11 protein-coding genes are annotated in these 12,316 nt (G+C 67.3%); 7 read left to right on the top strand and 4 right to left on the bottom strand.

Features of this window, described 5'->3' with window-relative positions:
• Window positions 1-124: 124 nt before the first annotated feature.
• A complete protein-coding gene (locus tag NNZ72_RS23675; RefSeq protein ID WP_257318154.1) occupies window positions 125-1,546 on the bottom strand; it encodes an aminotransferase in 1,422 nt (473 codons plus the stop codon).
• Between the two features lie 427 nt (window positions 1,547-1,973).
• Between NNZ72_RS23675 and NNZ72_RS23670 the strand changes: the two genes are divergently transcribed.
• Genes NNZ72_RS23670 through NNZ72_RS23660 form a run of 3 tightly spaced genes read left to right on the top strand, consistent with a single transcriptional unit; the run spans window position 1,974 to window position 4,833 of the window.
• The gene (locus tag NNZ72_RS23670) at window positions 1,974-2,891 is read left to right on the top strand and encodes an ABC transporter permease (protein ID WP_257318152.1); all 918 of its coding nucleotides are present in this window, start codon (window positions 1,974-1,976) and stop codon (window positions 2,889-2,891) included.
• The gene (locus NNZ72_RS23665; RefSeq protein WP_257318151.1) at window positions 2,888-3,712 is read left to right on the top strand and encodes an ABC transporter permease; all 825 of its coding nucleotides are present in this window, start codon (window positions 2,888-2,890) and stop codon (window positions 3,710-3,712) included. The genes NNZ72_RS23670 and NNZ72_RS23665 overlap by 4 nt, the downstream gene beginning before the upstream one ends.
• 26 nt (window positions 3,713-3,738) lie before the next feature.
• A complete protein-coding gene (locus tag NNZ72_RS23660; protein ID WP_257318157.1) occupies window positions 3,739-4,833 on the top strand; it encodes an ABC transporter ATP-binding protein in 1,095 nt (364 codons plus the stop codon).
• An 83-nt stretch (window positions 4,834-4,916) separates the two neighbouring features.
• Here the strand turns inward: NNZ72_RS23660 and NNZ72_RS23655 are convergent, their stop codons facing one another.
• The 3 genes from NNZ72_RS23655 to NNZ72_RS23645 are packed head-to-tail and all read right to left on the bottom strand — an operon-like array spanning window position 4,917 to window position 7,549.
• Window positions 4,917-5,996: an extracellular solute-binding protein gene (locus tag NNZ72_RS23655; RefSeq protein ID WP_257318150.1), complete on the bottom strand. Its 1,080-nt coding sequence runs from the start codon at window positions 5,994-5,996 to the stop codon at window positions 4,917-4,919.
• Between the two features lie 30 nt (window positions 5,997-6,026).
• Window positions 6,027-6,689: a TetR family transcriptional regulator C-terminal domain-containing protein gene (locus NNZ72_RS23650; protein WP_257318156.1), complete on the bottom strand. Its 663-nt coding sequence runs from the start codon at window positions 6,687-6,689 to the stop codon at window positions 6,027-6,029.
• Between the two features lie 41 nt (window positions 6,690-6,730).
• On the bottom strand, window positions 6,731-7,549 hold the full coding sequence (locus NNZ72_RS23645; protein WP_257318149.1) for a class I SAM-dependent methyltransferase: 819 nt from the start codon (window positions 7,547-7,549) through the stop codon (window positions 6,731-6,733).
• Window positions 7,550-7,692: 143 nt separating this feature from the next.
• On the opposite strand from NNZ72_RS23645, the gene NNZ72_RS23640 reads away from it, so the two are divergent.
• Genes NNZ72_RS23640 through NNZ72_RS23625 form a run of 4 tightly spaced genes read left to right on the top strand, consistent with a single transcriptional unit; the run spans window position 7,693 to window position 12,315 of the window.
• A complete protein-coding gene (locus tag NNZ72_RS23640) occupies window positions 7,693-9,312 on the top strand; it encodes a phytoene desaturase family protein (protein ID WP_257318148.1) in 1,620 nt (539 codons plus the stop codon).
• A complete protein-coding gene (locus tag NNZ72_RS23635) occupies window positions 9,299-10,876 on the top strand; it encodes a phytoene desaturase family protein (protein WP_257318147.1) in 1,578 nt (525 codons plus the stop codon). The genes NNZ72_RS23640 and NNZ72_RS23635 overlap by 14 nt, the downstream gene beginning before the upstream one ends.
• Window positions 10,873-12,072 carry an aminomethyl transferase family protein gene (locus NNZ72_RS23630; RefSeq protein WP_257318146.1) on the top strand — a complete coding sequence of 400 codons (1,200 nt, stop codon included), beginning with the start codon at window positions 10,873-10,875 and terminating at the stop codon, window positions 12,070-12,072. Before NNZ72_RS23635 ends, NNZ72_RS23630 begins: the two co-directional genes overlap by 4 nt.
• Window positions 12,073-12,315: a hypothetical protein gene (locus NNZ72_RS23625; protein WP_257318145.1), complete on the top strand. Its 243-nt coding sequence runs from the start codon at window positions 12,073-12,075 to the stop codon at window positions 12,313-12,315.
• The last annotated feature ends 1 nt before the right edge of the window (window position 12,316 follow it).

Here is a 12,316-nt window from a genome sequence, read left to right as displayed (position 1 = left end):
CGAATAGCGAATAGCGAATAGCGAATAGCGAATAGCGAATAGCGAATAGCGAATAGCGAATAGACCGGAAAGGAATACTTCTCTCCGGTCAAACTCTATTCGCTATTCGCAACTCGCTATTCGCTCATTTCCACACCCCCTCCCGCACCAGATCGTCCATCGTCAGTTCGATCCCCTTGCGCAGGATGGCGGCCATGTCGTCGATCTGGGCGGCGGTGATGGTGAGCGGCGGCGACATCACGCACATGTGGATCAGCGGGCGCACGAGCAGGCCGAGCTCCTGGCAATGCCGGTCGATGCGCTTGCCGACCTCGATGTCGAGCGCCAGCGGGTTGTTGCTGACCCGGTCGGCGACGCATTCGACGCAGGCCATCAGCCCGAGCCCGCGCACCTCGCCGACCAGCGGCAGGTCCTCCAGCGCCTTGAGGCTTTTCTGGAAATGGTCCGACACCGCGCGCGCATGCTCCAGAAGCCCGCCTTCGAGGATGTCGAGGTTCTTCAGCGCCACCGCGCAGCCGACCGGATGGCTCGAATAGGTGAGTCCGTGCGCGAACATCGCGTCGGAATGGTTGGAGCGGCGCAGTTCCTCGAACAGCCGCCCGGCGATCATCACGCCGCCGAGCGGGAAATAACCCGACGTCACCCCCTTGGCGAAGGTGATCATGTCCGGATCGATGCCGAAGACGTCTTGCGAAGCGAAGACATGGCCGAGCCGCCCGAAGGCCGTCACCACCTCGTCGGCGATGAAGAGGATGTCGTTGTCCCGGCAGAGTTTCCGCATCCGCTTCAGGTAGTCGTCCGGCGGCACGATGACGCCGCCCGACGCCATCACCGGCTCGGCGATGAAGGCGCCGATGCGCTCCGCCCCCCGCGCCTCGATCATCTGCCGGAATTCCTCGACGAGGAAGTCGCAGAAGGCCTCGACCGTCGTCCCCTCCGGCCGGCGGAACGGGTCCGGGCAGGTGAGCTTGACGACAAGGTCGCCGGCGCTGTCCATCCAGTCGTGGTCGCGCGGCCGGCCGTTGAGCGAGGCGGCGAGATAGGTCGAGCCGTGATAGCCGCCCTGGCGCGAGACGATCAGCTTCTTCTCCGGCCGCCCCTTCACATTGTTGGAAAACTGCATGAAGCGCAGCGCCGTCTCGACCGCCGAGGAGCCGCCCGTCGTGTAGAAGACATGGTCGACGCCCTCCGGCGCATGGCCCGCGAGCCGGGCGGACAGCAGCGCCGAGGGCACATTGGTCGTGTACCACGGCGAATTGTAGGAGAGCTCCATCGCCTGCGCCGCCATGACCTCGGCAAGCTCGCGGTTGCGGTGGCCGGCATTGACGCACCACATGCCGGCCGGCCCGTCGATCAGCCGTCGCCCCGCCGCATCGGTGACGTAGATGCCCTCGCCCGCGTCGATGCGCCCGCGCGCCTCCGCGCCGATCGAGCCCGAGACCGGCCAGGGCTGCACGAGATGACGCTCGGCGAGCCGGGTGATCTCGTCGCCGGACACTCCATCGGGGCCCGGCACCTCGTCCGCCGTCTTCGGTTGCGCCGCCATATCCGCCTCCATTATATTTTCATGTGGACACCCTCTTGCAACGGCATGAAATTTTTCATGTTTCCCGAAGATTTTGAATATCCGTTCAATCAATATTGCAGAATCGGGGCTTGATTTCAACGGGCATTTGAGCGCATGCTTCATTCCGGGAACAGCAAGCCGGAAAGGCGCCTCGAATGCTCGACAGGGCGACTGCATATGGAACGGGACCTATGCCGCTTTCCCCTTCTCCCCATCGGGGAGAAGGTGCCGGCAGGCGGATGAGGGGGATGCCGCAGGCAGGAAGAGCGCGTGTTTTTCCGGGCGACACCCCCTCGCCCGGCCCTTCGGGCCACCTTCTTCCCGACGGGGAGAAGGGGAAAGCGGCAGCGCCGTGTTTCGGGGGTAGCGGCAGAATGCCCCGCGCCTGTCGCGGCGGGGACCGCCGATGACGGCCGCGGCGTTCGGCGACATCGCCGAAACGCCCGCCCCATTCAGGCGCGGGAGCTGGATGCGGAGCGAGGAGGCCCGGGGCCTCGCCATGATCTCGCCGACCTTCCTCTACGCGCTTGCGCTGCTCTTCCTGCCGGTCCTCATCGTTCTGGCCTACAGCTTCTGGACCCAGGACTATCTCGACATCGACCGCACCTTCACGCTGGAGAACTACCGCCAGGCGCTGACCGAGCCGATCTACCGCGACCTCTTCGTCCGCTCGCTGTGGATCGCGCTTGCCGTCAGCATCGCCACGGTGGTCTTCTCCTATCCGATCGCCTGGTTCATCTCCTTCCACGGCGGCGTGCACAGGAACCTCTGGCTCTTCCTCGTCACCGTGCCCTGCTGGACGAGCTACCTGCTGCGCGTCATGTCCTGGAAGGTCATCCTCGGCTATGGCGGGGTGATGAACACGGGGCTGATGTCGCTCGGCGTCATCGAGGAGCCGCTGACCTCGCTGCTCTACAATTCCAACGCCGTCGTCATCACGCTGGTGCATAGCTGGGCCGCCTTCGCCATCCTGCCGATCTACGTCTCGCTGCAGAAGATCGACCGCACGCTGATCGAGGCCGCGCGCGACCTCGGCGACAGCCGTGCGCGCGCCTTCCTGCGCGTCACCCTGCCGCTGTCGCTGCCGGGCGTCATCTCCGCCTTCCTGATCGTCATGATCCCGACGGTCGGCGATTTCGTCACGCCGCGCCTCGTCGGCGGCAAGGACGGGGTGATGATCGCCACCGCCATACAGGCGCAGTTCGGCAAGGCGGCGAACTGGCCGCTGGGCGCCGCACTTTCCGTCACCACCATGGTGCTCGTGTCGCTTGCGGCAGCATGCGTCGTCTTCGCGCTGCGCTTCGCCGTCAGGAGGATCAGATGAGCCTGCTCACCCGCCGCCTCGCCTTCCTTCCCTGGCTGCCGGCCTATGTGGCGGTCTATTTCCTGTTCCTCTACCTGCCGATCCTGCTGATCCCGATCTTCTCCTTCAACAACGCGGCGACGACCACCTTCCCGCTCGCCGGCTTCACCACCAAGTGGTACGGCACGCTCGCCGGCAACGGCGCGATGCTGGAGGCCGCGCGCAACAGCCTCGTCGTCGGCGTCTGCGTCGCATTGCTCTCGACGACGCTCGGCATCTGCGCGGCCCGCGCGATCACCCGCTACCGCTTCCGCGGCCAGAGGGCCGCCGCCGGCCTGATCATGGCGCCGCTCTTCCTGCCGGAGATCATCGTCGCCGTCTCGCTTCTGATGATCGTGCTGGCGCTCGGGCTGCAGCTCTCGCTGCTGACCGTCATCCTCGGCCAGACAGTGTTCTGCGTGCCCTACGCGATGTCGGTGCTCGTCTCCGGCTTCGAGGGTTTCGACCGCAGCCTGGAGGAGGCCTCCTACGACCTCGGCGAGACGGCGCTCGGCACCTTCCGCCGCGTGACGCTGCCGGTGGTGGCGCCGGCGATCGTCTCCAGCCTGCTCGTCACCTTCACCATCTCGCTCGACGAGTTCATCCTCGCCTTCTTCCTTTCCGGCACCGAGCCGACGCTGCCGGTCTACATCTGGGGGCAGCTCCGCTTCGCCGCCAAGCTGCCGGGGGTGCTGGCGCTCGGCACGATCATGATCGCCGCCTCGATCCTCATGCTCACCCTCGCCGAAATCCTGCGCCGCCGTGCCGAGAGCCGCACGCGCATCGCGCTCACGCCGACATAGGAACGAAGCCGATGGCCGACCGCGCGATGATCGAGATCCAGTCCGTGTCGAAATACTACGGCATCTACAAGGCGCTCGACGCGGTGTCGCTGTCGATTAGCGAAGGCGAGTTCTTCTCGCTGCTCGGCCCCTCCGGCTGCGGCAAGACCACGCTGCTTCGCTCCATCGCCGGCTTCGAGACGCCGACGGAGGGCGAGATCCTCATCGACGGCGTGCCCTCCGTCGACCTGCCGCCGAACCGCCGGCCGACCAACATGGTGTTCCAGAACTACGCCATCTTCCCGCATCTCGACGTCTCGGAGAACGTCGCCTACGGGCTTAAGCGCCTGCGCCTTTCCGCGGAGGAAGAGAGGAAGCGCGTCGCCGACGCGCTCGACCAGGTGCGGCTTTCCGGCCTCGGCAAGCGCAAGGCGCACGAGCTTTCCGGCGGCCAGCGCCAGCGCGTTGCGCTCGCCCGCGCGCTCGTCATGCGGCCGAAGGTGCTGCTCCTCGACGAACCGCTGTCGGCGCTCGACAAGAAGCTGCGCGAGGAGATGCAGGTGGAGCTGCGCATGCTGCAGAAGGCCGTCGGCATCACCTTCGTCCTCGTCACCCACGACCAGTACGAGGCCCTGGCGCTCTCCGACCGTATCGCCGTCATGTTCGGCGGCCGCATCGCCCAGATCGCCACGCCCAAGGAGATCTACCAGCGACCGCGCACGAAGAAGGTCGCCGACTTCCTCGGCGGCATGAATTTCCTGACGGCGAAGGTCCTTGGCGAGCGCGACGACGCCGTCTCCGTCGACGCCGCCCGCTTCGGCGCCGTCAACCTCGACAAGCCGCAAGGCTTCGCCGCCGCCAACGGAGAAGTGACGATCGGCATCCGCCCGGAGCGCCTGCGCCTGCTCTGGGACGACGACCGCGCGCCGCACGAGCTCGCCGGCCGCATCGAGAACCGCGCCTATTTCGGCGAGGTCACCCATCTCATGATCGGCGTCGACGGCCTGGAGCAGCCCCTCTCCATGGTCGAGACGAACAATTACGGCGCCGACGATCTCCCCATCGGCGCCGAGATCCGGCTGGCCTACGATCCGGATGCGTTTGTGCTTTTGGCGGAGGACCCGCCGGTCTCGCGGGTATAGGCCCGCCCCTCATCCCGCTGCCGCGACCTCTCCCCGCAAGCGGGGAGAAGGTGCCGGCAGGCGGATGAGGGGCAGCGGCCCCCTCAATACCCCGACTTGATCTTCTCGAATTCCGCGATCATCTTCTGCCGCAATTCCGTCGGCATCGGCGACTGGAAGAGCGTGTTGGCGACGAAGGCGTCGACGTCGCCGTAGCCTTTCTCGTCGAGGATCTTCTTGTCGACCGCCGCCATGCCGTTGGCGTTGGAATGGCCGTAGCCCCAGCTTTCCACCATGTAGGCGGCGATCGCCGGGTCGGTGACGGCGTTCATGTAGTCATAGGCGAGATCGGCGCTGCCCTCCCCGCCCTTCAGCCGCACATAGCCGCAGACCCAGGTGGAGAGTCCCTCCGCCGTGTCCTTCCTGATCTCGGCCGGCACGCCGTCGGCCTGCAGCGTCGTCGCCGTCTCGTTCCAGGCCCAGGCGAGGTCGACCTCGCCGCTCGCCATCGCCTGGCTGAGGTCCGTGTTGTCGGTCCAGTAGAGACGCACGTTCTGGTGCACCGCGCGCAGGAAGGCGGAGGCCTCCTCGAACTGGGCGTCCGTCATCGTCGTCCAGTCCTTGAGCCCGATGGCGAGGCTCGCCAGCGCATAGGCGTCGTCGACGTTGTCGCCGATCGAGACCCGGTCCTTGAACTTCGGATCGGCGAAGGCCTTGAGCGAGGCGACCTCCTCGGGCTTCACCGTGTCGGTGCGGTAGGTCAGCACCGTGTTGCCCCAGTCGAAGGGAATGAACCAGGCCGTGCCGTCCTCGGAGGTCATCAGGCTCTTCATCGCCTTGAAGCCGGGCAGGATGTCGTCCCAGGCGGTCAGCTTGGCGGTGTCGAGCGGCTCCAGCAGCCCCGCCTCGCGCCACTTGACGACGCTCTGCGAGCAGGGATGGGCGACGTCGGCCTTGAAGCCGGAGCGCAGCTTCTGGAACGCCTCCTCCTCGTCGCCGAAGAAGGAGAAGTCCGGCGAATTGCCGTGCTTTTCCGCATAGGCCGGATGGAACTCGGGGTCCTCGTAACCCGACCAGTCGAAGACGGTGAGCGTGTCGGCGGCGCGCGACGGAAGGGCGGCGAACGCGAGGACGGCCGCAACCGCCGCCGTCGTGAAGAGCCTTGCCCGGATTGCCTTGGTCATTGCGTTCTCCTCCCTGTTTCGGGTTCCCTGTTATGATTTCGGCCCCTGACGCGTCAGGTGGTTCGGAAAGACCGTGACGACATATTCGACCGCGGCCTCCAGCGCGCGCTCGCGCGTCGTGCCGTCGCCCATCATCAGGCGCAGCCATAGGCCTTCGAGCATGGCGCAGAGCGAGACCGCCATCGTCTCGGGTTCATAGGAATAGCCGCCCTCGGCCTTCAGCGCGGCGCAGAGCCCGATCACCGTCTCCTGGTACTTCACGTCGCGCGCGCCGCAGAGCGCCTGGTAGGTCGGCCGCGACTTCGCCTCGCCCCAGAAGGCGCACCAGGCGGCGAGCTTGCGCTTGGTGCAGATCTTGCGGTCGAAATCGGCATGCACGAGCGCCCAGAGCCGACTCGCGACGTCCGGACCGGCCTTGTCGAGCGCCGCGTTCCAGTGGTCCGCATATTCCTCGGACATGAACTGCAGCGTGGCGACGAGCAGGTTGTCCTTGCTCTCGAAATGGAAATTGACGATGCCCCGCGACAGCCCGGCCCCGTCGGCGACGTCGGCGAGCGTCGTCTCCGAATAGCCGCGCTTGGCGAGCGAATCGATCGTCGCCTCGATGAGCTGCTGGCGCCGCGTCTCCTTGGAGGCCTTGCGGCCCCGCTTCTCGCCCTCGCCCGAAACCCGGTCCGCAGCCCCTGCCCGCATCTTCACCGCCACCTTGCCGTTTGGATTGCGCAGCGTCACGGTCATGGGCGCGTCCCGACCACCGGCTTGCTGCCGCGCAGATGAGTGGGACAATGCTCGCCGCTGTCAAGGACCTTCTGCATCGCCGTCCAGGTGCGGACGTTCCTGGCGACATAGGCCTCGCCCACCGCCGCCACCGCCTGCAGGTAGAGCGGCCCCGTCAGCCGCGCGAGCTCGCCGCGCGCAACCTCACGGTACCAGGCGTTGCGGCTCTCCGCCGTCGCCCCGACGAAGCCCGCCGCCGCCATCGCCGCGAGATAGCGCCGCGCCGAGGCCATGCCGAAGCTCAGGCCCTCGGCGGCGATATAGTCCCGCATCTCCGCCGTCGGTTCGCCGTCGTGGCCGATCAGCCAGTCGGAGGCGGCAAGCGTGCCGCCCGGCTTCAGCACCCGGAAGAGCTCGGCAAACAGCCACTCCTTGTCGGGCACATGGATCATCGCATCCTTGGAGAAGACGACATCGAAGCTCCCGTCGGCGAAGGGCAGCCGCCCCGGCGGGCTCGCCACGAAGCGGGCGACGTCTTCAAGCCCCGTCGCCTCCGCCGCCGCACGCGCCCGAAAAATCACCGGTGCCTCGACGTCGTAGCCGACGATCTCCGCCGGCCGGTATGTCCGGGCGATGTGCAGCGTGATGCCACCCGCGCCGCAGCCGAAGTCGAGCACCCGCTTGCCGGCGAGGTCGAGGCCGGAAAGCACCCGGTCCACCTCCTCCGGCCCGCCCGGCGAAAGATAGCCCTCGCCCCACATCACGCCGAGGAAGCGGATGGCCGCCTCGTCATATTCCGGCTCCGGCATTCCGTCCTCGTCAAGCGCCGCCGTCATGGCCGTCCTTCGCGGGATTTCCGATGAGGCGAAATTCTAGCGGATAATCAGGCCATTGCAAGATACTTGCTGAACGATCATTCAGAATATCTGGACAACATTTTGCTTTTGATGCAGCTTTCAGAAGCAGCGGAGGCATCAAGATGCAGAAATTCGATTGCCTGATCGTCGGCGGCGGCCACAACGGCCTCGTGACGGCGTGCTATCTCCAGCGCGCCGGGCTGAACGTCGCGGTGCTGGAGAAGAACGGCTGGGTCGGGGGCGCCGCGACGAGCCGGGAGCTGACGCCGGGCTTCCTCTATTCCAACTGTTCCTATGTCTGCTCGCTGTTCCGCCCGGAGATCATGCGCGATCTCGAACTGCCCAGGCACGGGCTGCAGGTCATCGCCTACGAGGGCGGCGCCGTCTTCACCCGCGACGGCGACTACCTCGCCTCCTACCGCGACCACGACAGCCACCGCCGCGAGTTCGCCCGCTATTCGAAGCGCGACGCCGAGGCCTACAACCGCTACGCCCGCGACGTCACCCGCCAGTGCCGCTTCATCCAGCCGCTGCTGATGCGCACCGCGCCCGACCCGCTCGGTTTTCGCCCGCGCGATATTTCCGAATTGCTCTATCTCGCCAGGAAATTCGGCGAGTTCGGCCCGCAGGAGATGGCGCAGACATTGCGCTTCTGGACCATGTCGATTTCCGATTTCCTCGACGAGTATTTCGAGACGGACGTGATCAAGGCCTATCTGGCCCTGTCGGGCATCATCGGCACCGCGCTCGGGCCGATGTCGCCCGGCACGGCCTATGTACTCCTGCACCACTACATGGGCGAGGTCGACGGCTCGGTCGGCGCCTGGGGCTATGCCCGCGGCGGCATGGGCGCGGTGACGCAGGCGCTCGCCCGCTCCTTCGAGTCCGTCGGCGGCGTCATCCGCACCGACGCCGAGGTGGAAAAAATCCTGTCGCGCGGCGGGCGCACCACCGGCGTCGTGCTGGCGGGCGGCGAGGAGATCAAGGCCCGCCTCGTCGTCTCCAACGCCGACGTCAAGCGCACCTTCCTCAAGCTCGTCGAGGAGAAGGATCTTCCCGGCAAGTTCGTCCACCGGGTGAAGCATTTCAAGATGCGCGGCTCGTCCGGCAAGGTGAACATCGCGCTCGACAGCCTGCCGGAATTTCCTGCGCTGCCGAAGGACTCCAACTGCATGCGCGGCGACATGCATTTCACCGATTCGGTCGAGCGCATGGAGCGCGCCTATGACGACTGGAAGGCCGGGCGCTGGTCGGCCGATCCCTTCCTCGACATGATGATCCCGACCACCATCGACCCGACGATGACCTCGCCCGGAAAGCATTTCATGAGCTGCTTCGTGCAATATTGTCCGCCCAAGGTGGAGGGCCGCGACTGGACCGACGCCGACCGCGACGCCTTCGCCGAGACCGTGATCAGCCAGATCGCCGACTATTCCCCCGGCTTCCGCGACCGCATCGTCCACATGGAGGTGCGCACGCCGCGCGAGATCGAGCGCGAGGTCGGCATCACCGAGGGCAACATCTTTCAAGGCGAGCTCACCTTCGACCAGCTGCTCTTCAACCGCCCGGTGCCAGGCTACGCGCAATACCGCAGCCCCATCGCCGGGCTCTACATGTGCGGCTCCTCCACCCATCCGGGCGGCGGGGTCATGGGCGCGCCGGGCCGTAACGCGGCGATGGAGATCCTGCGCGACCTCAAGCGTCCCACCGAAGCGATGAGCAAGGCCCATGACGTCGTCTGATGCGCTGAAATCCGTCTACGACGCCATCGTCGTCGGCGCCGGCCACAACGGGCTGACCGCCGCCGCCGTGCTGGCCAAGGCCGGCCGCAGCGTCCTCGTTCTGGAGGCGGCGGAGGCGCCGGGCGGGGCACTGCGCTCCCGCATCTTCGCCCCCGGCTACCGCTCGCCGGGCCTCGCCCATATCGTCAACCGGCTCGATGCCGCGGTCTGCCGCGACATCGGCCTCGACGTGGCGAGGGAACCGCGGCTCGTGCCGACGACGGTGCTCGACGGCTCCGGCCGCGCCGTGGTGCTGCGCGGCGCCTATGGCGAGGAGATCGAGGGCGTCTCTCCTGAAGAAGCCGCCGCCTTCGCTGCGCTACGGAAGAAACTCGTCTTCCAGGCCGCCGTCCTCAAGCGCTTCCTGCGCCGCCCGCCGCCGCGGCTCGGCGCCGTCGGCCCCGGCGATCTCGCCGCCTTCGCCGCCGCCGGCTTCGGCCTCATCCGCAAGGGGCGCGAGGAGGCGCGCGATTTCCTGCGCATGCTGCTGATGAACGTCGCCGACGTCGCCGACGAATATCTCGCCGACGATCGGCTGAAGGGCCTTCTCGCCTTCGATGCCACGCTCGGCATCCATCTCGGCCCGCGTTCGCCGACCTCGCTGCTCGGCCTCTATTATCGCCTCACCGGCGAGGTGGCCGGCAAGGCGGGCGGGCAATGCATGCCGGCGGGCGGCATGGCCGCGCTCGGCCCCGCCTTCGCCAGGGCCGCGGAGAAGGCCGGCGTGACGATCCGCTGCGCCACGCCCGTCGCCCGCATCCTCGCCGATCGCGGCCGCGCAGGCGGCGTGGTGACGGCGGACGGCACGGAGATCGCCGCCCCGATCGTCGTCTCGGCGATCCATCCGCAAAAGACCTTCCTCGACCTCGTCGACCCGGCCGAGAGCGGCACCGGCTTCATCCGCGCCATCCGCAACCTGCGGAGCCGGGGCAATGTCGCGCAGCTGAACCTCGCGCTCGACCGGCTGCCGACCTTCGAGGGCCTGCCGGCGGATGCGCGGGAGGGCCGCATCCTCCTCGTCCGCTCGATGGAGCAGGTGGAGACCGCCTTCAACCCGGCGAAATACGGCGAATTCTCGCCCGATCCGGTGATGGAGATCACCTTCCCGAGCCGCGCCGACCCGTCGCTCGCCCCCGTCGGCGGCTGCACGCTCTCGGCGCTCGTGCAATATGCGCCCTACGACCTCAAGGGCGGCTGGGAAGCGGGCAAGCCTGCCTTGCAGAAAATCCTCCTCGAAAAGCTGGAGCAGCACGCGCCGGGCATCGGCTGGTCCATCGTCGCGGCGGAGCTTCTCACCCCCGCCGACATGGAGGCCGAATACGGCCTGCCCGGCGGCCACTGGCACCACGGCGAGCTGCAGGCCGACCAGCTTCTCGTCAACCGCCCGACCTTCGCCGCGTCCGGCTATGCGACGCCGATCGAGGGCCTCTACCTCGCCGGCGCCGGCGCGCATCCGGGCGGCGGCATTTCCGGCCTGCCGGGCTGGAACGCCGCGCGCCACATCCTCGCGGGAGAAAAGCCATGACCCTGTCGCCCCGCCATGCCGCGCAGGCACATATCCTGATGCCGCGCCTCGAAACGCCGTTCCACTCGCGCCTTGCCGCCTTGAGCGAGGTGAACGACTGGTACACCTGGTCCGGCTACAAGGCGCCGCATTCCCTCGCCGACGCCGAACTCGAATATTTCGCCATCCGTTCGACGGCGGCTCTCTTCGACATCTCGCCGATGGTGAAATACCGCATCGCCGGCCCGGACGCGGAGCGCTACCTCAACCGCCTGACCGTGCGCGACGTGCGCAAGCTCGGCGTCAGCCGCGTGCACTACACCGCCTGGTGCGACGACCACGGCCATGTGCTCGACGACGGCACGCTGTTCCGGTTCGGCCCGGACGAATTCCGCCTCTGCTGCCAGGAGCGCCACCTCCCCTGGCTTCTCGACAGCGCCTACGGTTTCGCGGTGACGATCGCCGAGGAGACGGAGGAAATCGCCGGCCTCGCCCTGCAGGGGCCGACCAGCTACGCCGTGCTTTCCGCCGCCGGCTTCGACGTGGCGCGGCTGAAACCCTTCGACGTCGTGACGCTGGACAGGGTCACGATCTCGCGCACCGGCTTCACCGGCGACCTCGGCTACGAACTCTTCGTGCCGCGGGACGAAGCCCTGCCGCTCTGGGACCGGCTCTGGGCGGCGGGCGAGGCGCACGGCATCCGCGCCATCGGCTACGGCGCGCTGAACCAGGCGCGCATCGAGGCGGGCTTCATCGTCGCCAACGCGGATTTCATGACCGCCGAGACGGCGCTCCGTGCGGATCGCGTGCGCCTGCCCGACGAGATCGGCCTCGACTGGCTGGTGGATACGGAGAAGCCGAGTTTCAACGGCCGCGCCGCCATCCTCGCGGCACGGCGGAATCAAAGTCTCAAGCACATCCTCGTCGGCCTTGAAATCGAAGGGAATATTCCCGCCGAGCATGCCATCGTCTACCATCGCGGCAAGCACGAGGCGGGCATCGTCACGGCCGGCATCTGGTCGCCGATCGCCAAGCGCAACATCGCCATCGCCAGCCTCGAGCGGCCCTACGGCGAACGGTTCACCGACGACCTGTGGGTCGAGATCTACGCGCTGCGCGAGCTGAAATACCAGAAGATGATGAAGCGGGCGAGGATCGTGCCCCGCCCCTTCGTCAAGCTCGCGCGGCGCAGCGCCACCCCGCCGGGGCTCAGATAGATGGACGAGGAGACCCGCCGCAACTGGCAGATCGTCGCCATGCCGCCCGGCGCGGAATGGTCCGGACGGGCGCGCTATGCGGCGGCGATGTATTTCTACCAGCGCGGCGAGATGGCGGCCGACGTGCTGGAGGTCTACCGCATCTGTTCGCGGCTCGATGCCGAGGACCCGGTCTCGGTGCTCCGCCGCTGGCGGATCGGTGCGGACTGGATCGCGAAGCTGGAGGCCTTCCGAAACGCCTGAA

Origin of the sequence: Shinella pollutisoli, assembly GCF_024609765.1 — a bacterium.
Taxonomy (GTDB): Bacteria; Pseudomonadota; Alphaproteobacteria; order Rhizobiales; family Rhizobiaceae; genus Shinella; species Shinella pollutisoli.
Note: the sequence above shows the minus strand (reverse complement) of the source record. Positions and strands in the feature narration are given on the sequence as shown.

Excerpts from the sequence above, each read along its gene's own strand:
- NNZ72_RS23670 (WP_257318152.1), top strand. The coding sequence starts at position 1,974 with ATGACGGCCGCGGCGTTCGGCGACATCGCCGAAACGCCCGCCCCATTC.
- NNZ72_RS23645 (WP_257318149.1), bottom strand. The coding sequence starts at position 7,549 with ATGACGGCGGCGCTTGACGAGGACGGAATGCCGGAGCCGGAATATGAC.
- NNZ72_RS23655 (WP_257318150.1), bottom strand. The coding sequence starts at position 5,996 with ATGACCAAGGCAATCCGGGCAAGGCTCTTCACGACGGCGGCGGTTGCG.
- NNZ72_RS23625 (WP_257318145.1), top strand. The coding sequence starts at position 12,073 with ATGGACGAGGAGACCCGCCGCAACTGGCAGATCGTCGCCATGCCGCCC.
- NNZ72_RS23665 (WP_257318151.1), top strand. The coding sequence starts at position 2,888 with ATGAGCCTGCTCACCCGCCGCCTCGCCTTCCTTCCCTGGCTGCCGGCC.
- NNZ72_RS23660 (WP_257318157.1), top strand. The coding sequence starts at position 3,739 with ATGATCGAGATCCAGTCCGTGTCGAAATACTACGGCATCTACAAGGCG.
- NNZ72_RS23675 (WP_257318154.1), bottom strand. The coding sequence starts at position 1,546 with ATGGCGGCGCAACCGAAGACGGCGGACGAGGTGCCGGGCCCCGATGGA.
- NNZ72_RS23650 (WP_257318156.1), bottom strand. The coding sequence starts at position 6,689 with ATGCGGGCAGGGGCTGCGGACCGGGTTTCGGGCGAGGGCGAGAAGCGG.
- NNZ72_RS23640 (WP_257318148.1), top strand. The coding sequence starts at position 7,693 with ATGCAGAAATTCGATTGCCTGATCGTCGGCGGCGGCCACAACGGCCTC.
- NNZ72_RS23630 (WP_257318146.1), top strand. The coding sequence starts at position 10,873 with ATGACCCTGTCGCCCCGCCATGCCGCGCAGGCACATATCCTGATGCCG.
- NNZ72_RS23635 (WP_257318147.1), top strand. The coding sequence starts at position 9,299 with ATGACGTCGTCTGATGCGCTGAAATCCGTCTACGACGCCATCGTCGTC.